The 19,692-nt window shown below is 71.8% G+C and carries 22 protein-coding genes and 1 pseudogene; 14 read left to right on the forward strand and 9 right to left on the reverse strand.

Going from position 1 to position 19,692, the window contains the following annotated elements; genetic code table 11:
* Positions 1-136 precede the first annotated feature (136 nt).
* The 6 genes from ACFWBT_RS13015 (at position 137) to ACFWBT_RS13040 (ending at position 6,092) form a co-directional block, all read left to right on the forward strand.
* Entirely contained in the window at positions 137-1,309 is a 1,173-nt protein-coding gene (locus ACFWBT_RS13015) for a PP2C family protein-serine/threonine phosphatase (RefSeq protein WP_385698956.1), read from the forward strand.
* A gap of 185 nt (positions 1,310-1,494) precedes the next feature.
* The gene (locus tag ACFWBT_RS13020; RefSeq protein WP_385698959.1) at positions 1,495-2,394 is read left to right on the forward strand and encodes an STAS domain-containing protein; all 900 of its coding nucleotides are present in this window, start codon (positions 1,495-1,497) and stop codon (positions 2,392-2,394) included.
* A complete protein-coding gene (locus ACFWBT_RS13025; protein WP_385698962.1) occupies positions 2,391-2,810 on the forward strand; it encodes an STAS domain-containing protein in 420 nt (139 codons plus the stop codon). Before ACFWBT_RS13020 ends, ACFWBT_RS13025 begins: the two co-directional genes overlap by 4 nt.
* A 47-nt stretch (positions 2,811-2,857) precedes the next feature.
* The gene (locus ACFWBT_RS13030) at positions 2,858-3,253 is read left to right on the forward strand and encodes an anti-sigma regulatory factor (RefSeq protein WP_385699036.1); all 396 of its coding nucleotides are present in this window, start codon (positions 2,858-2,860) and stop codon (positions 3,251-3,253) included.
* On the forward strand, positions 3,250-4,323 hold the full coding sequence (locus tag ACFWBT_RS13035; protein WP_385698965.1) for a SpoIIE family protein phosphatase: 1,074 nt from the start codon (positions 3,250-3,252) through the stop codon (positions 4,321-4,323). Before ACFWBT_RS13030 ends, ACFWBT_RS13035 begins: the two co-directional genes overlap by 4 nt.
* Positions 4,320-6,092 carry a PP2C family protein-serine/threonine phosphatase gene (locus ACFWBT_RS13040; protein ID WP_385698967.1) on the forward strand — a complete coding sequence of 591 codons (1,773 nt, stop codon included), beginning with the start codon at positions 4,320-4,322 and terminating at the stop codon, positions 6,090-6,092. The genes ACFWBT_RS13035 and ACFWBT_RS13040 overlap by 4 nt, the downstream gene beginning before the upstream one ends.
* An 89-nt stretch (positions 6,093-6,181) precedes the next feature.
* Here ACFWBT_RS13040 and ACFWBT_RS13045 read toward each other — a convergent pair whose 3' ends face one another.
* Both ACFWBT_RS13045 and ACFWBT_RS13050 read right to left on the reverse strand, forming a co-directional pair.
* On the reverse strand, positions 6,182-6,676 hold the full coding sequence (locus tag ACFWBT_RS13045) for a MarR family winged helix-turn-helix transcriptional regulator (protein WP_385698970.1): 495 nt from the start codon (positions 6,674-6,676) through the stop codon (positions 6,182-6,184).
* Positions 6,677-6,909: 233 nt separating this feature from the next.
* Positions 6,910-7,320, reverse strand: a complete 411-nt coding sequence (locus tag ACFWBT_RS13050; protein WP_356756903.1) for an ATP-binding protein — start codon at positions 7,318-7,320, stop codon at positions 6,910-6,912.
* A gap of 525 nt (positions 7,321-7,845) precedes the next feature.
* Here ACFWBT_RS13050 and ACFWBT_RS13055 point away from each other — a divergent pair.
* Positions 7,846-9,060, forward strand: a complete 1,215-nt coding sequence (locus ACFWBT_RS13055; RefSeq protein WP_385698973.1) for a phosphatidylserine/phosphatidylglycerophosphate/cardiolipin synthase family protein — start codon at positions 7,846-7,848, stop codon at positions 9,058-9,060.
* Positions 9,061-9,116: 56 nt separating this feature from the next.
* Here ACFWBT_RS13055 and ACFWBT_RS13060 read toward each other — a convergent pair whose 3' ends face one another.
* Positions 9,117-9,821 (reverse strand): GAF and ANTAR domain-containing protein, encoded by a 705-nt coding sequence (locus ACFWBT_RS13060; protein WP_385698974.1) that lies wholly within the window; start codon positions 9,819-9,821, stop codon positions 9,117-9,119.
* A 265-nt stretch (positions 9,822-10,086) separates the two neighbouring features.
* Here ACFWBT_RS13060 and ACFWBT_RS13065 point away from each other — a divergent pair, with 265 nt between their 5' ends.
* The 4 genes from ACFWBT_RS13065 to ACFWBT_RS13080 all read left to right on the forward strand — a co-directional run bounded on the left by ACFWBT_RS13065 (position 10,087) and on the right by ACFWBT_RS13080 (position 11,834).
* Positions 10,087-10,347: a WhiB family transcriptional regulator gene (locus ACFWBT_RS13065; RefSeq protein WP_385698976.1), complete on the forward strand. Its 261-nt coding sequence runs from the start codon at positions 10,087-10,089 to the stop codon at positions 10,345-10,347.
* Between the two features lie 113 nt (positions 10,348-10,460).
* A complete protein-coding gene (locus tag ACFWBT_RS13070; protein ID WP_385698979.1) occupies positions 10,461-10,895 on the forward strand; it encodes an ATP-binding protein in 435 nt (144 codons plus the stop codon).
* A gap of 110 nt (positions 10,896-11,005) precedes the next feature.
* On the forward strand, positions 11,006-11,311 hold the full coding sequence (locus tag ACFWBT_RS13075; protein ID WP_385698982.1) for a hypothetical protein: 306 nt from the start codon (positions 11,006-11,008) through the stop codon (positions 11,309-11,311).
* A gap of 169 nt (positions 11,312-11,480) precedes the next feature.
* The gene (locus tag ACFWBT_RS13080) at positions 11,481-11,834 is read left to right on the forward strand and encodes a hypothetical protein (RefSeq protein ID WP_385699037.1); all 354 of its coding nucleotides are present in this window, start codon (positions 11,481-11,483) and stop codon (positions 11,832-11,834) included.
* A gap of 160 nt (positions 11,835-11,994) precedes the next feature.
* On the opposite strand, the gene ACFWBT_RS13085 is transcribed toward ACFWBT_RS13080, so the two are convergent.
* Together ACFWBT_RS13085 and ACFWBT_RS13090 are read right to left on the reverse strand one after the other, a co-directional pair.
* Positions 11,995-12,450: an ATP-binding protein gene (locus ACFWBT_RS13085; protein ID WP_385698984.1), complete on the reverse strand. Its 456-nt coding sequence runs from the start codon at positions 12,448-12,450 to the stop codon at positions 11,995-11,997.
* Between the two features lie 83 nt (positions 12,451-12,533).
* A pseudogene (locus tag ACFWBT_RS13090) lies at positions 12,534-12,704 on the reverse strand (CsbD family protein); the annotation flags it as partial.
* 454 nt (positions 12,705-13,158) lie between these two features.
* Here ACFWBT_RS13090 and ACFWBT_RS13095 point away from each other — a divergent pair.
* From ACFWBT_RS13095 to ACFWBT_RS13105, 3 genes are all read left to right on the forward strand, one after another.
* On the forward strand, positions 13,159-13,539 hold the full coding sequence (locus tag ACFWBT_RS13095; RefSeq protein ID WP_266755077.1) for a DoxX family protein: 381 nt from the start codon (positions 13,159-13,161) through the stop codon (positions 13,537-13,539).
* On the forward strand, positions 13,536-14,003 hold the full coding sequence (locus ACFWBT_RS13100; RefSeq protein WP_385698987.1) for a peroxiredoxin: 468 nt from the start codon (positions 13,536-13,538) through the stop codon (positions 14,001-14,003). Before ACFWBT_RS13095 ends, ACFWBT_RS13100 begins: the two co-directional genes overlap by 4 nt.
* A gap of 283 nt (positions 14,004-14,286) precedes the next feature.
* Positions 14,287-15,234, forward strand: a complete 948-nt coding sequence (locus tag ACFWBT_RS13105) for a TauD/TfdA dioxygenase family protein (protein WP_385698990.1) — start codon at positions 14,287-14,289, stop codon at positions 15,232-15,234.
* Positions 15,235-15,265: 31 nt separating this feature from the next.
* Here ACFWBT_RS13105 and ACFWBT_RS13110 read toward each other — a convergent pair whose 3' ends face one another.
* The 4 genes from ACFWBT_RS13110 to ACFWBT_RS13125 form a co-directional block, all read right to left on the reverse strand.
* A complete protein-coding gene (locus ACFWBT_RS13110; RefSeq protein ID WP_385698992.1) occupies positions 15,266-16,732 on the reverse strand; it encodes an FAD-binding protein in 1,467 nt (488 codons plus the stop codon).
* 175 nt (positions 16,733-16,907) lie between these two features.
* Entirely contained in the window at positions 16,908-18,098 is a 1,191-nt protein-coding gene (locus ACFWBT_RS13115; RefSeq protein WP_385698995.1) for an SPFH domain-containing protein, read from the reverse strand.
* An 11-nt stretch (positions 18,099-18,109) separates the two neighbouring features.
* A complete protein-coding gene (locus ACFWBT_RS13120; protein ID WP_266755082.1) occupies positions 18,110-18,361 on the reverse strand; it encodes a hypothetical protein in 252 nt (83 codons plus the stop codon).
* Positions 18,362-18,490: 129 nt separating this feature from the next.
* Entirely contained in the window at positions 18,491-19,369 is an 879-nt protein-coding gene (locus tag ACFWBT_RS13125) for a hypothetical protein (RefSeq protein WP_385698998.1), read from the reverse strand.
* Positions 19,370-19,692: the final 323 nt, after the last annotated feature.

The following is a 19,692-nucleotide window of genomic DNA, read 5'->3' on the forward strand; positions in this document are numbered from 1 at the left end:
TCTTCTCTGGCACTGTCAGCCCGTCGGGGCGGCAACAGCGACAAAACAATAGATACCGTCACCCACGCGTGATGGACCGGCTCCCCGGAGCGTGGACCCGGCATCGTACTAGTCGAAGATTGGCGTATCCGACATCGTGAACAGATTCGTCGCCGCGGAGCGGGCTTTGCGCACCGCGGCACCCCACCAGTTGCTGGACGCGGTCCGTGCCGTGCTGTGCGGTCACTACGCGGCCGAGTCCGTCGAACTCTTCATGGCCGACTACGGGCTCACGGTGCTCCAGCCCGTCTCGGTGCTGCCGCACACCCTGGACCCCATTCCGGTGCACAGCAGCCCCGAGGGCCGGGCCTTCGGGGCACAGGAGCCCTTCGTCGAGGAAGGCCCGGGCGAGAGCGTACGAGCGCACCTCCCGGTGACGGTGCGCGGGGACCGGCTCGGCGTCCTGTCCGTCACCCTGCCCGCCGGGGCGCGCGACGAGGAGATGCTCACCGAGCTCGCCGACATCGCCGAGATCCTGGGCCACGAGGTGCTCGTGGCCGAGCGCGACACCGACCTGTATCTCCAGGCACGCCGCAAGGACCGGCTGACCCTGGCCGCGGAGATGCAGTGGCAGCTGCTGCCCGGCCGCTCCTGCTCCCGGCGCGAGTACGAGCTCGGCGCGCAACTGGAACCCGCCTACGCGATCTTCGGCGACAACTTCGACTGGTCGGCCAGCGCCGACCGGCTGCTGCTCTATGTCACCAACGGCATGGGCGAGGGCATCGAGGCCTCGCTGCTGACCAATCTCGGCATCAACGCCCTGCGCAACGCACGCCGGGCCGGCATCTCCCTCCAGGACCAGGCGGCGCTCGCCGACCAGGCGATCTACGCCCACTACCGCGGCCGTTCCCATCTGTCCGTGCTCATGGTGGACATCGAGCTGTCCAGCGGCCGGATGCAGGTGATCGACGCGGGGTCGCCCCAGATGCTGCGGCTGCGCGGCCGGACCGTCGAACGCGTCGGCTTCGAGGCCCAATTGCCCCTCGGCATGTTCGAGGAGACCGACTACGTCGTGCAGGAGTTCCAGGTGGAGCCCGGCGACCGGCTCCTCTTCGTCAGTGACGGCGTCTACGCGGTGGCCGGACCCGGCGGGGAGCAGTACGGGGAGAAGGCCCTGGCCATGGCGATCACCTCCACCCAGCTGCTGCCCGCGACAGAGGTGCCCCGCGCCGTCCTGAGAGAGCTCACCGGTCACCGGGGCAGTCTCAAGCCGGACGACGACGCCCTCGTCGTCTGTCTCGACTGGCACGGGCCGCCGACAGCGGAGTAGCGCGACCACAGCCTCGGAAGGCGGGCACACGCCGGCCGGCCGGGCCGGTTCCGGACCGCGATCCCCGCGACGAGCGCGGGTGTCGTACGCGACCGGGCCATGACTACAGTTGTCGCACGACAAGAGATTGCGCCGGACGGCGGATCCCCGATGTCGGCACGGCGCACGACCAAGGAGAAGAACACGTGGCGGACCCCCAGGCAGCGGTACAGCAGGAGTCATCGGCCCAGGAGGTCGGTGACTTCCTGCGTCGGCGTCGCGAGCAGATCGCCCAGCGCTGGGCCGACGAGGCGCTGTTCCGCACCGTCTTCACCGTCTCCCGGGACGAGGCCGTGGAGGCGGGCCGGGCCGTCGTGGAGGCGCTCGCCGCGGTCGCGGCCACGGGCCGGGTCGAGGACCTCGGCGCCGCCGGATTCGCCACCGTGCGCGAGCAGTTGGGGCGTATGGCGGCCTCCCGCGCGCGCACCGGTGCCACCTCCTCGCAGATCGCGGACGAGGTGGCGGCCCTGCGCCCGGCTGCCTCCGAGCTGCTCAGCGCCGACCTCGCCGACGGCTCGCGCGAGAACGCCGAGGCGTGCGCGGTCACGCTCACCGCGCTGCTGGGAACGCTGCGGCTCGTCGTGCTGGAGACGGCGCTCAGCGCCGGACAGGAACTCATCGACCGCCAGCGCCTCCAGCTGCTGGAAGTGGCCACGCCCGTGATCAAGCTGTGGACCGGAGTGGTCGCCGTCCCGCTGATCGGCACCCTCGACAGCGCCCGCAGCCAGGTGGTGATGGAGAGCCTGCTCGACGCCGTCGTCGCCCAGCAGGCCCGGTTCGCCATCCTGGACATCACTGGGGTGCCGACCGTCGACTCCCTGGTGGCCCAGCACCTGATGAAGACCGTGGCCGCCGCGCGCCTGATGGGAGCGGAGTGCATCGTCTCGGGCATCCGGCCCGCCATCGCGCAGACCATCGTCCACCTCGGCATCGACCTCGGCACGGTGGTCACGCGGGCCAGCCTCGCCGACGCCCTCGCGTACGCCCTGCACCGGCAGGGCATCGCCGTCGTCGACCAGGACCGTACCGGCCCGAGCGCGCGGTGAGCGCCCCCATCGCCGGCTCCTCGGGCACCCAGGTGCCCGTGCTCAAGCTCGGCACCATCCTCCTGGTCACGCTGCAGGGCGACCTGTACGACGAAGCGGCCGAACAGTTGCAGCGGAACATCGGCGAGGCCATCGCGGCGAGTTCCGTCACCGGTGTGGTCATCGACATCTCCGGGGTGGAGATCGTCGACTCCTTCCTGGGACGCGTGTTCGCCGAGGTCGCGGCGCACGCGAAGCTGCTCGCCGCGCAGACGGTGGTCGCGGGCATGCGCCCCGCCGTCGCCATCACCCTGGTCGAACTGGGCCTCACCCTGCCCGGGTTGCGCACCGCGCTCAATGCAGAGGAAGCCATGCGTCTGCTCTCCCCGGCGCCGACGCCCCTTCACCACAGCCCAGCACGGCAGGAGAGCCCGTGACGGACACTTCCGGCCGTGTCACCGCCTGCCTGCCGATCCGCAGCGACATGGATCTCGCGTGGGTGCGCCAGCACGTGCGCCAGGCTGCCGCCCAGGTCGGTTTCGGACTCGTGGATCAGACCAAGCTGGTCACGGCGGCCAGTGAACTCGCGCGCAACACCCTGGTGCACGGCGGAGGAGGTCAACTCGATTCCACCGTCCTGGAGACCGGGGCCGCCCGGGGCCTGCGTCTGACCTTCTCCGACCAGGGCCCCGGCATCCCCGACATCGAGCGGGCGCTCGGCGACGGCTACACCTCCGGCGGCGGTCTGGGGCTCGGGCTGGGCGGAGCCCGGCGCCTGGTGCACGAGTTCTCCATCGACAGCCGTCCCGGCGAGGGCACCGCCGTGACCGTGATCTGCTGGACCGCCGGTCCCCCGCGCCCCCGCGAGGAGAGCCGATGACGCGCGTCTGGGACGTACCCGTCCACGACTCCACCCGCGTCCGGGACGTCCGGGTGGCGGCCGAGGAGGCCGCCGACCACACCGGACTCGGCCGCGACCGGCGGGCCGTCGCCGCGCTCGTCGCCACGGAGCTGGCCACCAACCTGCTCAAGCACGGGGGCGGCGGACAGATACTGATCGACACCGTGGACGCCGACCTCGCGGAGCCCGGGACCGGACGCGGCCCGGCTCTGCAGATAGCGGCGATCGACCACGGCCCCGGCATCGCCGACCTCACGACCGCGCTGCGCGACGGGTTCTCGACGACGGCCTCGCTCGGCGCGGGGCTCGGCACCTGCCGCCGTGTCGCCGACCACTTCGAGGTGCACACCGTGCCGGGCCGGGGCACCGTCGCCCTGGCCCGGGTCCACGCGGCCCGCAGGGACCGGCCCGGACACCGCCTCCCCGACACGAGCGCACCGGTGCGGGCGGGAGGCATCAACATCCCCCTCGCGGCCGCCCCGTACTCGGGCGACGCCTGGGCCTGTGTCCGCTCCGGCGACCGGATCACGCTGCTGCTGGCCGACGGCCTCGGCCACGGCCCGGCCGCCGCGAAGGCGTCCGGAGCGGCCGTGGATCAACTGCACCGGTGCGCGCATCTACCGCCGGCGGAACTGCTCGGAGTGCTGCACACGGCACTGCGCGACACCCGGGGAGCCGCTGTCGCGGTGGCCCGGCTCGACCTCGCGACCCGGCACCTCGACTTCGCCGGGATCGGCAACATCGGAGCCCGGCTGCGTTCCGGCGACACCTGGCGTCCGCTGCTGTCCCACCCCGGGATAGTCGGCGCCCACCGTCCGGCGCGGCTGCCGCAGTGCAGACTGCCCTGGACCCCCGACAGCCTGCTCGTGCTCCACAGCGACGGCCTGCCCAGCCGCTGGGCTCCCCCGCCCGTCGAACCCCTGACCTCCTGGGACCCCGCGGTCACCGCCTCCGTGATCGTGCGGGATTCCAGCAGTGCCGCCCGCCCGGTGCGGGACGACACCACCGTGGCCGTGCTGACCCCCACCCCGCAGGATCACCGATCATGACCCATACCTGGCAGATCACCACGGTCGACGACGCCGCCCGTGCCCGCATCGCCGCCGCCCGGATCGCCGCGGCGCACGGCGTCTCCACGGTGGAGCGCACCCGCCTGGTCACCGCGCTGAGCGCGCAGCTGCGGCAGTGCCTCGTCAAGGGAGGCAGCTGGCTGCTGACCCTGCGGACGGCCGCGCCCCCGAAGGCGCAGTGCCCGGGTCGGCTGACGGTCACCCTCGACACGGAGGCGAACAGGGCAGCGAAGCGGCCGAGTTGGCGGGTGAGCGTCGGCGTCCCGGAACCGGGGCACGACGAGGGTGATCGCGTGGCCCGGGTGCCGCGCGACCGCGCCGCCTTCGCCGACGCGCTGCTCAGCGCCGACGAGGACACCTCCCGTGTCCTCGACAGGCTCACCGAGCAGGAGCAACTGCTCGCCTTCCACCGGGAGGAACTGCACCAGACCAACCAGGGTGTGCTGGCGCTGCACGCCGAACTCGACGCGGCCGGCCGGGTGCAGCGCGAGCTGTTCGGCGCCGAACGCAAGGCGCGTACCGAGGCCGAGAGCGCCCGGCGCAGACTGACCTTCCTCGCCGACGCCAGCGCGGCCCTCACCGCCTCGCTCAACCACGAGGAGATCCTGAGCCGTCTGCCGGGGCTGCTGGTGCCGGACTACGCCCGGAGCGTCGACATCTGGCTCTTCGCCGACGACGACAAGTCCCGCAAGCGCACACCCCGCCCGGCGGCCGCCGTGGTCGCCGCCCGCACCGGCCGCCCGCAGTACGCGGCCGACCACGCGGGCGGTCTGCCCGGCGTCGACGACCAGCCTCCCTCCGCGCTGCGCCCGGACCAGCCCCTGCTGTGCATCCCGCTGCCGACCCGGCACACTCCCCTGGGGGTGGTGACGCTGACACCGCCGCGGGACCGGTGGGACGCGGACGACGCCGTGATGCTCGTCGAACTCGCCCGCAGGGCCGCCATCGCGATCGACCACGCCCAGCGCTTCGAGCACAACCGCGACATCGCCGAGACCCTGCAGCGCGCCCTGCTCACGGACCTCCCCCCGACCCCGGGGCTCAGCCTCGCCGCCCGCTACCTCCCCGCCACCCACGGTCTGAACATCGGCGGGGACTGGTACGACGCGTTCCGCCAGCCCGACGGAGGTCTGGTCGCCGTCATGGGTGACGTCACCGGCCACGGCCTGCACGCGGCCGTGATGATGAGCCAACTGCGCACCGCCCTGCGGGCGTACGCCGTCGACGGCGGGACACCGGGCCGGCTCCTCACCCGCCTGCACGTGTTCCTGCACCATCTCCAGCCCGATCTGTACGCCACGGCGGTCATCGCCCGCTTCCACCCGGACGAGACCACCGTCACCTGGGCCGCCGCCGGACACCCGCCACCGGTGCTGCGGACTCCGGACGGCGATGTGCGCGTCCTGGACGCCAAACCCGGCGCCATGCTGGGCATCCCGTTGCACCAGGAGATCAGCGACCACACGGCGCAGCTTCCGCCGGGATCCACGCTCGCGCTGTACACGGACGGTCTGGTGGAACGGCGGGCCCAGGGCATCGACCCGGGCATCCGGCGGCTGACCGAGGCGCTGTCCGCCGAGAACGCGGCAGATCTGGACGGCGATCTGGAAGGCGCCGCCGACCGGATCCTGGATCCGATGCTCCGCGATTCGCAGCGGGACGACGACGTCTGTCTGCTGCTCTGCCACATCGGCGACACGGCGAAGCCCAGGATTCCCGAGCAGACCTCCCCCGGACACTCCGCCTGACACTCCGCCGGGCCGCGCGTCGCCGCGCGCCGGGTATCCCGGTCTGCCCGTCCGGTCCCGTCCGATCCACCCGTCCGGTCCCGTCCGGTCTATCCGTCCGGTCGGCGCTCGGCGACCGTCGTACGGCGTGCCCCGTGGAACGCGCGCAGTCCGTCCTCCAGACATGTCCGCTGGAGGGGTGTCATCGCCGCCAGTGCCGCCGCCAGGTTCAGGGTGCGCCGTTCACCGATCTCCGCGAGCGCCCTTCTGCCCTGCGGCGTGAGCAGCAGGTGCAGGGCACGCCGGTTGTGGGGGTGCGGGATCCGTTGCAGCAGGCCCGCGGCCTCCAGCCGGTCGCAGAGGCGGCTCGCGGCCGGCAGGGCGATGCCGACGCTGTCGGCGAGGCCGGTGAGGGTGAGTCCGGAGCGGTGCTTGACGGCTCTCAGGGCCTTCAACTGGTGGGCGGACAGCCGTGGGTCGACCGACTGGCCGGCCGAGACCCACAGGTCCACCAGCCCCTCGACGGCGTCCGCCATCCGTGCGGCGACCGCCTCGGGGCGGTCGCCGGGCACCGCCTCGCGGTTCACGTCGCCGTCATCCGCCACGGGTCATCACGCGCTCCCCCGGGGCCTGTTCACCGCACGCGCGCGGTGCGGGCGGAGGACCTCGCCGCGCGGACGGCGAACTGCGTCGCGGTCGGCGGTCTCAACTGGATCGCGGATGATGCTCGTTCCTCGGAATCGTCAGTGGCGGGAGTCGTCGGAAGCGGAAATGGGCAGAAGCGCGAAGGTCAGAGAAGGGGCAGGGAAGGATCAGGGAAGGGTCAGAAGCCGGATCCTCAGAAGCGCACGACGGCTCGGACGGTCTTGCCGTCCGGGCGGGACAGCACGGTCAGTTCGGAGGACAGCCGGCGTACCAGCGGCCAGCCGAAGCCGCCCTGTCCGGTCAGGTCGAGACGCCGTGGACGCGGCGGCTCGGGGTCGTCGTCGGAGACGGAGATGCCGACCCCGTGGCCCACGTCCCACAGATCCACGCTGCACAGCCGTCCGCGCGCGTGGCGCACCACGTTCGTCACCAGCTCCGAGACCACGAGGGCGACGGCCTCGGCCGCCTCACGCGGCACCTGGCGGGGCAGGCCTCCGAGAAACGTCCGGGCCATCCGCCGGGCGTGCACAGCGGCCTGCGGATTTCTCTCCAGCCTCGCACCGGGAACGGAACCGAAGTCGCAGGGCGGTTCGACGGTGGTCATCCCTTCACCTCCCTTGCCGTGTTTCCCGCCCGAACGCCGCGCAGCGGCGCCACTCCGTGTCCGTCCGGTGTGTCGGGCAGGCTGTCCCCCCTTCTTCCCGAACCGCCGGAGCCCATGTCACGGGTTCCCCCACCTTCACACCGTGGTCACAGGTGCCCTCGCCGAACACGTGACACGGGCCGAACGCGCGGGAGCCGAAGGAGCACGGAACTCGCCGGAGGCCGCACGGAACTCGTCGAAGCCGCGCGGAACTCGTGGAGGCCGCGCGGAACTCGTGGAGGCCGCACGGGACTACCGCGGCCGATCGGGGGCACGAGAGCTCGCGTCGCGAACGCCCACGGGTGCTTCGGCGACATCGCTCCCGTTGCGGTCCAAGGGGCCGGGCGACCCCGAGGCCGACACGGTCGAGCGGGAGGGGTGGTGGCCCGTCGGGCAGGTCCCGGCAAGGGCCACCACCCCACCACCGCTCCTCACACGCCCGGAGCGACGGGGCGGGAACACGGCACGGACAACAGGAGACGGCGGATGTCCCAGACCATCACGGCACGAGTCGAGGCGAACGGACCGGTGGATCCGGAAGAGGCGACACGGCGCAAGCAGCGTCTCCGCAGACGCCTGGAACGGCTCCTCGGCATCGCCGCGACCGAGGGGAACGAGCTCGTTCCCCTGCGCAACGGTGACCGGATCTTCGCCGCGATGCTCGACGCGGTGCGGTCCGCCGAGCACACCATCGACATGATGACCTTCGTGTACTGGCGCGGGCAGATAGCCCGCGACTTCGCGGCCGCCCTCGCCGACCGGGCCCGGTCGGGTGTCCGGGTACGGCTGCTGCTGGACGGCTTCGGCGCGAAGCGGATCGAGGGGGACCTGCTGCGGTCCATGACCTCCGCGGGCGTACAGGTCGCGTGGTTCCGCAAGCCGCTCTGGCTCTCGCCCCTGAAGCAGAACCACCGCTGTCACCGCAAGGCACTCGTCGTCGACGAGCACACCGCGTTCACCGGGGGTGTGGGCATCGCCGAGGAGTGGTGCGGGGACGCGCGCGGTCCCTCCGAGTGGCGCGACACCCACGTCAAGGTGCGGGGTCCCGCCGTGGACGGCATCGCCGCCGCGTTCGCGCAGAACTGGGCGGAGTGCCACGACGAGCTCTTCGACGACCGGGACCGCTTCACCGGGCACGACCAGCCGGGCACGGCGACCGTCCAGGTGGTGCGGGGTTCGGCGAGTTTCGGCTGGCAGGACATGCAGACCCTGATCCGCGTGATGCTCGGCTCCGCCGAGGAGCGGTTCCGTCTCGCCACCGCCTACTTCGCCCCCGACGCCTACTTCGTGGAACTGCTGTGCGCGACGGCGCGCCGCGGTGTCCGGGTGGAGATCCTGCTGCCGGGTCCGCACACCGACCAGCGGGCCTGCCAGCTCGCCGGTCAGCACCACTACGGCGCGCTCCTGGACGCCGGTGTCGAGATCCGCCAGTACCAGCCGACCATGCTCCACACCAAGATCATGACGGTGGACGGAGTCGCCTCGCTCATCGGCTCGACCAACTTCAACCGCCGGTCCATGGAGCACGACGAGGAGGTCATGCTCGCCGTGCTCGACGAGACGTTCACCGCGGCCCTCGACCAGGACTTCGACGAGGACCGGGAGCACGCCGTGGGCATCGAACCGGGCCGCTGGCGGCGCAGGTCCCTGCTCCAGCGCGCGAAGGAGCTGTCCGTCGCCCCGCTGCGCCGCTTCCTCTAGAGGGTCAGCGGGTCACTTCGTCCGGAACGGTCGGGTGAGCCGATTCTCGGGACAGGTCAGGCGGGTCGCTCGCCGGTCTCGCAGACCTTGCGGGCGATCTCCCGCAGCTTGATGTTGTGATCCTGGGAGGCCTTCTTGAGCACGTTGAAGGCGTTGTCCTCGCTGAGGCCGTGGCGCTCCATGAGGATGCCCATCGCCTCACCGATCTCGTGGCGGGTCTCCAGCGCCTGGCCGAGCTGCTGGTGCGTACGGGCCGCGGAGAGGGCGACGGCCGCGTGCGAGGCCAGGATCCAGCCGGCGCGCCGAGCCGACTCGTCGAAGGTGTTCGGGCTGCGCGAGTACAGATTGAGGGCACCGAGCTCGTCGTCGTCGGTGAACAGCAGGAAGCCCATCATGCTGCCCATGCCCAGCTTCCTCAGCTCGGGGGCGAAACGGGACCACCGTTCGTGCGGCCGGCGCATGTCCTCGATCGCATAGACCTGCTGTCGGTCGGTCACCGCGTCGAAGCACGGTCCCTCCCGCAGGTCCTGCTGGATCCTGTCCGCCATCCGCACGACATCGCTGGTCGCGGCCAGCGCGCTGACCTCCCCCCGGCGAACCGTGAGAATGCCACCCTCGTCGCAGCCGTTGATCAGCACCGTCGCGTGATCCACGATCCGGTCCAGGGTGGCCTGCACCGAGTCCTGCGCCAGCAGATCCCGTGCCATGTCCGCCAAGGCGACGGCGAACTTCTCCCAGACATCGCCGGACTCGTACGCCATGGGCCACCCGCTCATTCGTCGAAACCCAACCGGCTTCACCTGGAGTTCCATTTTGCCACCCGGTGCGACCCACCGCGCCGATCGGGTGACGTCGTTCCGTCGACCGGCCGCGCTTTCGCGCCACGCGGCACGGTCGCCCCGTGCGGCCGATCCCACGTCCACGGGATCTTTGCATGCCCAACCCGTTTCATCCGGGAGATCAAGGGTGACCCGAGGGGAGACCGAATCCCTAAGAACGCGTCCACTTCGATCACAGGAGGCTCGCATGGACAACTGGCGTGATTCCGCGGCTTGCCGCACCGTCGACCCCGATCTGTTCTTTCCCATCGGCAGCACCGGGCCCGCCCTGCTGCAGATCCAGGAGGCGAAGGCCGTCTGCGCGGGCTGCCCCGTCCGGGACGCGTGCCTGAGCTGGGCACTGGACTCGGGCCAGAGCCTCGGCGTCTGGGGCGGTACGAGCGAAGCGGAACGACGCGCACTGGCGCGACGCCGTTCCCGTAGGCGTTCCCAGGACACCCCGGCATAGCAGGGGCCGGCGGGGAGCGCCGGGCTCTCGCCCTGGACAGGGCGCGGATCCAGCTGGCCGGGTCGCGACGCAGTGAGGGACATTCCGCCGACGAGATCCGAACGAAGGGCGCGATGAGAATCGATCCGAGCCGGAAGAACAAGCCGTCGTACGAGGAACTCGGGACGCTCACCAGCGCGTTCGGCGGGGAGCTGCGCAACGTGACCGACGCGCGGCTGGCCGCGGACGGCTATCTGCGCGCCCTCGCGCGAACGGCACCGCCCTCGGCACCCGAGCACTGGGACGACATCCTGCTGGTGGTCACCGAGCTGGCCGCGAACACGATCCAGTACGCGCCCGGCCCCTTCGAGCTGCAGATGCGTCCCACCTTCGACGGAGTGCACGTGACGCTGCGCGACAGCAGCACCACCCGGCCCGCGCCCCGCCGCTTCCGCCCCAGACAGGGCGGGGGCGGCATCGGCTGGCATCTCATCCAGGCGCTCTGCGACCAGGTGAGCGTGATCGTGCGGACCGACGGCAAGGACATCCACGCCTTCCTGCCCTGGTGAAGGAACGACATCCGTGTCGGCGAACGCCGACGCGCAGGTGTCGTTCCGCCCTGGGCGGGCACACGGGTCCGGTGAAGGAAGTGGTCCCGTCGCACGATCGAGGTGGAGCATTGAGTCCCGAGCAGGAACCGTCCGAGCGGGAGCACGCCGTGTGGGACCGGGTGCGCCGCGCCGCCACCGGGATGAACCATCACAAGGCGAAGGCGGCCCTCGACGGAGCGCGGAAGGCCGCCGAGGGCGGTTCACCCGGTGAGGGGCAGGCACGCGACGCGCGGACCGAGGCGGACGAGTGGGAACGGATCACCGACACACTCGCCGACCACGCCGGGTCGTACGACCCCGCCACCGACCCCTTCGTCCAGGGGCAGCTCGCCGCCCGGACGAACCGCGCACAGGCATCGGCGCATCGCGGCTGAACACCGCTCCGCCCGCGTTGTCAGTGCTCTGCGGAACAATGCTGATCAGCCGGAACGTCACCGCCCTGGCGATGCGTGATCCATCCCGTCCGTCGAAAGGCCGCATGCACATGACGCCGACCTCGCACCGCCGCGCCGCGTCGCGGGCCCCGATCGGAGGCCGGTGACCATGCTGCGGCCGCTGCCCCGCACCCGCACGCCGCTCAGCCCCGAAGGCGCCGAAGTCCTGCGTCTGATCACGCAGCGGCGGTTCTCCGTCCGCCTCACCGTGCACGCGAACGGCCGTCGCCGGTACGGCTATTGGCTCCCGCTGGATCCCGCCACCGGGCGCGGGGGTTGCTATGCGGCCCTGCCCACCGGCGAGTGCGACGCCCTGCACGCGGCGGGCCGGATCGTGCTCGGTGACCCTCTGATCGACCCCGCGAAGACCACGTACCCGGTCCAGGCCGCCGAGCGGACCACCGCGGCCGGTCCGAGCGCCTCGACGGGTACGAGCACGTCGCGGCACGCCCTGACGGCCTGAGTCCTCGCGCGGACGAGCCAGGTCGACGAGCGAGGTCGTGACGGATCGGACCGCCAGGAGCGACGGACAGCTCGTGGGACCCGCAGGCGCGTCCCCTCCGGTGAAGGTGTGCCGTCGTCGCCCGCTCTCGTGGAGGGGGGACGATGCGGGTGCCGCGCGTTCAGCCCCTCGGGCTCGTCGAGAGCGGCACCACGGCCGTGATGCGCTTGCCTCCGGCCCGCAGGTTCGAGATGACGACATCGCTGGCCAGGGTGCAGACGATCATCCACCCGTGGCCGCCGACCCGCGGACGGCCCGCGTCGTCGACCCGCCGCACGGGCACGGGCACTCGATCGCTTCGGTCGCTCACGGACAGGCGCACCTCCCGCTCGGTCGGTGTCACCTCGAACGCGGTGACACCGCCGCCGTGGAGCATCGCGTTGGTGACCAGTTCGGAGGCGACGAGCAGGGCGTCGCCGGCGGCGCCGTCCTCGTCCCGTGTGTGGCCCCCGGACCGCCCCGCGAGGGCGTGCCTGACGGCCTGCCGTATGTCGGCGGGAGTGCCAGGCCCCGTCGAGACCACCTGCCGTGAAGCGGCCACCGTGCCGGTGGCGGACCTCTGATCCTGCCCGCACATTCTTCGTTCCTCCGCTCCTGCCCGGAATTCCGCAGGGCCCGTCGCGAAATCCCGCGGCGGGCCCTGTGGAAATGCTGCGGCCATCAGTGCCGAAATTCGTCTTTGTTCTTTTCCTCGGCCTGCCGCGCGTCGCCCTTGGACTGCTCGGCCCTGCCCGCGGCGGTCATCCGCTCGTCGCCGACCGCTTGTCCGACGGCCTCCTTGGCCTTGCCCGTCGCTGCTTCCGTCGTGGCCCGGACCTTCTCGCTCTCAGCCGTCGCAGTTCACATCCTCACTGCTCGACCACGCGATTCACTTCTACGGCTGACCGTGAATCGAATTCCCAAACCCGGATGCTCGCCCATTCACCGGCCTTCACCCGACGGACCGAAATCGCGTCCCTCCCCCAGGCCGGGCCGGCGGGCGGTGAAGTCGGCCGGTTCGGCCGGTCCGGCCGGTCCGGCGACGTGAGCGGCGCGGAAGAGTCCCTGGTCGTACCGGACTCGATCGGCACCCACGGAGCCCGGGCGCGGGACAGAGCCCGTGCACGGGACGACGACGCCCGCTCCCCCGGCCGGGCAGGACGTCGCCCTTCTCCCGGTACGGGCGTTCGGTCCTCCCCGGGACGCCGGGGGTGCCCGCGAACGGCACACGATCGACGCGTCCCGGCCGCACCACGGGCACTTACCCTCCAGTAATATCGCGCGACAGGCCCCCGGAGGAGGAACCGTGCCACGGTCCGAACGATCGCCCTTGCTGCTCGCAGGCCTCTTGGCCACCGCGGGCGTCGCCCACTTCGCCGCACCACGGCAGTTCGACGCCACCATCCCGCGCGCCCTCCCGGGAGCGCCGCGGACCTGGACGTACGCGAGCGGTGTCGCCGAACTCGCCCTGGCGGCCGGAGTGGCGCTCCCCCGCACGCGCCGGGTCGCCGCACTGGCCACCGCCGCCTTCTTCGTCGGCGTCTTCCCCGCCAATGTCCAGATGGCCGTGGACTGGCGTCACCGTCCCGCGCCGCTCAAGGCGGCGGCGCTGGCACGGCTCCCGCTCCAGGTGCCGCTCGTCCTGTGGGCCCGCGGGGTCGCGCGGTCCGGGGAGGGACGGTCATGACGTCTCCCCTGAGCGTGGGTGACCAGGTCGAGGACTTCACGCTGCCTGACGAGACCGGGGCGAGCCGGAGCCTGTCCGAGCTGCTGGCCGAGGGGCCCGTGGTCCTGTTCTTCTATCCCGCGGCCCTCACCAGCGGCTGCACCGCCGAGGCCTGCCACTTCCGCGATCTGGCCACCGAGTTCACCGCCGCCGGTGCGCGCCCGGTCGGGATCAGCGGTGACTCGGTCGACCGGCAGCAGCAGTTCGCCGACCGCCACACGCTCGGCTACCCCCTGCTGTCCGATGTCGACGGCACCGTACGGGAGCGGTTCGGGGTGAAGCGCGGCTTCACGCTGGCCCCGACGAAGCGGGTCACCTTCGTCATCGCGCGGGACCGTACCGTCCTGGAGGTGGTCCGCAGCGAACTGCGCATGAGCGCGCACGCCGACCGCGCGCTCGCCGCCCTGCGCGCGCACCGGGACTGAGTACCTCCACGGCACCGCGGCCGTTTCGGGCGAACGGGCCCCGCCCCTATGCGGATGGAGGGCGGGCCCCGTTCACTGCGCAACATTCTGGGCACCGAGCGTGACCTCGAACAGGGAGTGCGACCCGGCAAGTGCGCGACACGGCGCACACCCCGTGCGCGCGCCGCGCTTCCCGTGCGCGGAGTCCGCCGCGCCGGATGGGTCCTCCCCAAGGCACCCTGTCGGGCGCCCTGCCCAGCGGTCATGCTGGACCCGACGAGCCGACACGATCAACGGAGCCCCCATGACGGACCAGGTCACACGTCTCGAAGTGAAACCGGCGGCCGGGCACATCGGCGCCGAGATCACGGGAGTCGACCTGGCGGAGGAGCTGACCGACGAGGCCGTCGCCGCGATCCGGGCGGCGGTGCTGCGCTGGAAGGTGGTGTTCTTCCGCGGCCAACGGCTCGATCACACCTCGCACGTGGCCTTCGCGCGCCGGTTCGGCGAACCGATCCGCCTCCGTTCCCGCGGTGGCGCGTCGCCCAAGGATTCTCCCGAGGTCGAGACGACGGCCGACCGTCTGGAGCTGGGCGGGCGCTACGGAATGGACCACGAGGAGTGGCTGCGCCGGCGCCGCCATTCGCTGCTGCGCGGATGGCACTGCGACCACGGCGCCCGGGTCGATCCCCCGGCCGCGACCGTTCTGCGCGCCGAGACCGTGCCTCCGTACGGCGGTGACACGACGTGGTCGAATCTGGCCGTCGCCTACGCGGGCCTCTCGGCTCCGGTGCGCGCCTTCGTCGACGGTCTGCGCGCCGAGCACCGGCTGGGGGTCGGGTACCAGTCGCGGCCGGGCGACGACGCGTACGCCCGTCATCTGCTGGACCGTCAGATCGCCACCGACCACCCACTGGTGCGGGTGCACCCGGAGACGGGCGAGCGGGTGCTGTTCGTCAACGGCTACTACGTCGAGCAGATTCTCGGCGTGTCCCGGCCGGAGAGCCGGGCGCTCCTGGACATGCTGCTCGAGCAGGCGACGCGACCCGAGTACACGGTCCGCTTCCGGTGGGAGCCGGGCAGCGTGGCCTTCTGGGACAACCGGGCCACGATCCATCTGGCACCGAGCGACACCGCCCATGTCGACCACCCCCGGGTCATGCACCGCGTGATGCTGGCCGGTGATGTCCCGGAGGGCGTGGACGGGAAGCCGTCCGTACCGATCGTGGGCAGCGAGCCCGGGCTCTGGTGAACCCGGGCCGCACGGCAGGAGCGGGGCGTCGTCAGAAGATGCCCTGCCCCGGGACCAGGATTCCTCGCGGGTCGTAGGTGTGCCGGGCCGTGGCGAGCCGTCGCCAGGCGGGGCCGAAGTGCTCGCGCCAGTCGGCCGCTCCGAAGGGGACCGAGCCGACCGGGTAGTGGGTGCCGCCGGCCGCGTGGACGGTGTCGTAGGCGGCGCGGTTGGCGGCGAGAAGACGGTCGACGGTCGCGGTGTCGTCGGGCGGGGTCGTGCGCAGGACGGCCAGCAGGTACGACACCGGATCGTCGGGGGTGCGCAGCAGCGGGGTGTGCAGGTTCTCGCGCAGCACCGGGTACAGGAGGACGACGCCGGGCCCGAGGTCCGCCGGGGTGAGGTCCTCCAGCAGGGACTCGGCCAGTGCCGCCGCCGAACGGCCCGGCAGCAGCAGGTTCAGCCAGGGGTGGGCGAAGGCCCAAAGACCCGCTTCCTTGAGCGCGGCGACTCCGGCCGCGAGCCGGTCGAGGAAGTCGTAGTAGCCGAGGTCGCTCGTCTGCACGCCCGCGGGGTCGTGCCGCAGTCCGCGGAGCAGTGCCGTGTCGTCGGGGGCGGGACCGGCGGGCGGCCCGTAGGCGACGGCTTCGATGACGTAGCCGCGGAAGGCCCCCTGGGCGTCGGGGTTCACCTGGCCCTCGACGTAGTCGAAACGGCCCTCCTCGACGAGCAGGCGCTGGTCCTCGAGGAAGGTGCGCAGGTCGGCGTACGGAAGGAGGTAGTGGCGTACGGTCTCGGGCGCGGGGACCAGGCGCAGGGTGGCGCCGACGATGATCGCGCACTGGCCGAGTCCGGCGAGCACGGCGAGGAACAGGTCGCGGTGGCTGGTCGGGGAGCAGCGGACGAGGTCGCCCGCGCCGGTGACGACCTGGAGTTCCCGCACGTTGTCGACCTGGGCGCCCCGCTGGTGGGTCTGGCCGCCGATGCCGCCGACCGACAGGGTTCCGCCGACGGAGAGTTCGAGATAGTCGGTGAAGGTGGGCGGGGTGAGTCCGTGCGCCAGGGTGGCCCGGGCGACCTCGCTCCACCTGGCGCCCGCGCCGACGGTGACCGTGGTGCTCCGCGGCCCGACCGGGCCGATGGACGCGAGCGGCGTGGTCTCGATGATCAGGCCGCCGTCGACCTGTGCCTGTCCCTGCGTGGCATGGCCCTGGCCGCGGGGGGCGACGGAGATGCCGTGCCGGTTGCAGAAGCGGACCATGGCGACGATGTCACTGACCGAGCCCGGGCGCAGTACCGCGACGGGACGCCGGTGGACGATGTGGCCGAAGTCGTCGGCGGCCGCCGCGCGCGAGGCGTCGTCGGTGTGCACGCTCCCGTCCAGCGGCGGGAGTCCCGCGAGCGGCCGGTCGGTGGCGGTGGCCGCCCAGCTCCGGGTGAAGGGATCGAACCCGACGACCGCGGCGCCGGCGACGGCGAGGCCCTGCAGTGCGGTACGTCGCGAGGGTGTCCGGGGCATGCGCTCCTCCTGAGGCGACCACGTCAAACGATCAACTTCCGCAGAGTGTATGGGACTTGAGCGACATCGGAGCCGATTGATCCGATCGGGGGTCCCGCCGCGCCAGTGCCGTGCGCGAACGACGGCGTCCGCCGCCCCGGAGGGACGGCGGACGCGACGGACCGCGGATCTCGGCTCAGTTCGCCGATGGCGAGCCGCTCTCCGGCTCGTCCCCGTCGACCGGCGTACGGGTGTACCCCTGGAGCTCGAGCGGGCCGTTCGGCTTCTCGGCGCGGCCCTTGGAGTTCTGGCCGCCCAGGTTCTGGCGGACCGAGTCGAGGATGGTCAGGCCCTGGGCGACCAGGCCGGCCGCTATCTCACCGAGTCCGTCGGCGCCGTTGAGGACGTTGACGTTCGCACCCGCGAGGCCGCCCGCCGCCTCCTTGACGATGAGGGGGAGCTGGTCGATCAGCATCCGGTCGAGCGCGACCCGGTCGTGCGACGCCGCCGCCTCGGCCTGGATCTTCATGCGCTCGGCGTCCGCGATGGCGAGCACCTTGATCCGCTCGGCCTCCGCCTCGGCCGGCCGGACGATCTCGGCGACCAGTTGCTGCTGGCGCAACTGGGCCGCGCGCTCCGCGAGTTCGGTCTGCGCGGCGAGGACCTCCTGCTGGGCGTGGGCCTGGGCGAGCGGGCCGGCCTGGGCGGCCTGCGCCTGCGCCCGGTCCACCTCGGCCGAGTACTGCGCCTTCACGATCGCCGTCTGCCGGGCGTACTCGGCCTGGTTGCGCGCCGCGACCTGCTCGGCCTCGACGGAGGCCTGCGTGGCCTGCGCCTGGGCGATCTGGGCCTGACGCTGGATGGCCGCCTTGTGCGGCGCGGACATCGCGTCGATGTAGCCGGTGTCGCCGTCGTCGATCGACTGGATCTGCAGCGAGTCGACGATCAGACCGATCTTCGCCATCTCCGTCTTCGAGGTGTCGAGGACCTCGGCGGCGAGCTTCTGCCGTTCGGTGACGATCTCCTCGACCGTCATCGAACCGATGATGGAGCGCAGATGGCCCGCGAAGATCCGGCCCGTCAGGATCGACATCTGGTCCTGGTCGGACAGGAACCGCTGCCCCGCGTTGATGATGCTCTCGGTGTCGTTGCCGACCTTGAACGCGATCACGGCGCGGACGTGCAGCGAGATGCCCTGTCTGGTGACACAGGTCTCGGTGACCTCGGACTCGCACATGGACAGCGTCAGGAAGCGGGTCTTACGAAAGATCGGCAGCACGAACTTGCCGTGCCCCGTCACCACCCGGAACGGCGCGCCCCCCAATCCCCGCCTGCCACCCGAGATCAACATCGCCTCATCGGGAGCGGGAACGCGATAACCGAACATACTTCTCCTCCTCAGCCTGCGCCGACGGCGTCGCCGTCCAGCGCGTCCAACGGATCGGCCCACTCGATGACGTCGACCTCACGACATCCCCGGGACTCGATCACCAGCACGGTCGCCCCCGTCGGCAGGGGCTCCCGAGACCAGGCGAGGAAGGTCTCGGATCCGCCTCTCACACGCACCAGGATCTCGCCGGGACCGGCGGATCCCCGGGTGCCGATGAGCAGTTCCCCCGTGCAGCCGATCACGGCTTCGTCCTCCACCACAGCCGGCCACCCCCCATCACTCTGAATCTGCCTCTGACCATAGCCCTGTCGTCCGCGGGCGCGTACGCCACCCGTCGCTCCGGAGCCACCGGCGGGGTACGCGCCCGGGCACACACTGGAAGTGTGTTCTCAACTCCTGGTGAAGCGATAGGTCTTGCTGTCGGTCAGCACGCAGAAGCCCGGTGACACGACGATCACGCGCAGGGTGCCGGTGCGCCGGTCGTAGTCGATTCCCTCCGCCTCGAACGTGCCCGAGCAGGAGCTGCGGAGCGGCAGTTGACGCAGCGCGGTGACATGGCCCGAGACGTCCGAACTGTTCGGCTCGCCGGACAGGTCGATCTGGAGCAGCGGCTTGGTCATGCCGAAGAGCGTGCCGGCGGGGTCGTCGGAGGAGCACAGCAGCCGGGTCGCCGTGACGAAGTCGCAGCCCTGTACGTCGCGTACGGCGTGATCGAGGTTGATGGTGGACGCCTGCGGGAGGTTGGCGGCGGGCGAGGTGGCCGGGTTCACGCCGGGGGTCGGGAACACCAGGAGCCGGTTCATCGTGCCGTACTCACCGGACACCATCCACGAACCGTTCGGCGTGACGGTGACGAAGGAGTTGTTCAGCGCCTCTCCGGCGCTCAGCGCGTGGACGTACTCCGACCAGGCACCGCCCGGCGCCTGCACCCGGAACATCTTCGAGCCGCCGGAGTCACTCTGGTAAGGCTCGATGTAGTAGCCGTTGTAGGAGGCGTCCGGGTCGCCGATGTGGTTCCAGCCCCGGCTGCTCACGCCGGTGGGGATCGTGCCGATGCCCGTGTAGTGGTTGGGGCTGCCGGCCGGGACCTCGACGGAGGTCAGGCCCTGGCTCTCGGTCAGCGGGTCGGCACGGTCCGAGCCCACCTCGTTCCAGGTGTCGGCGGCCGAGGCCGGCGTACCGGTGGCCACGGACAGGACGGCGGCGGTGGTGAGTGTGACGAGACCGGCCAGGACCGCGTGACAACGTTGCCGAGCGGGCATGCGCATGGGGACTGCTCCTCGATGGGGGGTGTCTGGTCGGCGCACAGTCTGGCCCGCCACCGATGGTCATGTACAGACCAATCGAGGACGCCGGGCATCGGCTCCCCGTCCGCCAGACGTCAACCGGCCCCACGGCACGGAGGATCCACCCACCCGCTCACGGCGGTTCGCCCGCCAGCCCGCTCCCCATTACCTCGCCGCCCCGTCACCCGTCGCCCGTCGCCCGCCCTCGCCGGCACCTCGCTCGGCGCCGAGCCGTCGGCCTCGCCCCAGGCGTGGCCGCCCCGGCCCCGTGTCTCCTCCCACCCCTCGCGCGGTGCGGACACCTC

Origin of the sequence: Streptomyces sp. NPDC060027, assembly GCF_042737005.1 — a bacterium.
Classification (GTDB): domain Bacteria; phylum Actinomycetota; class Actinomycetes; order Streptomycetales; family Streptomycetaceae; genus Streptomyces.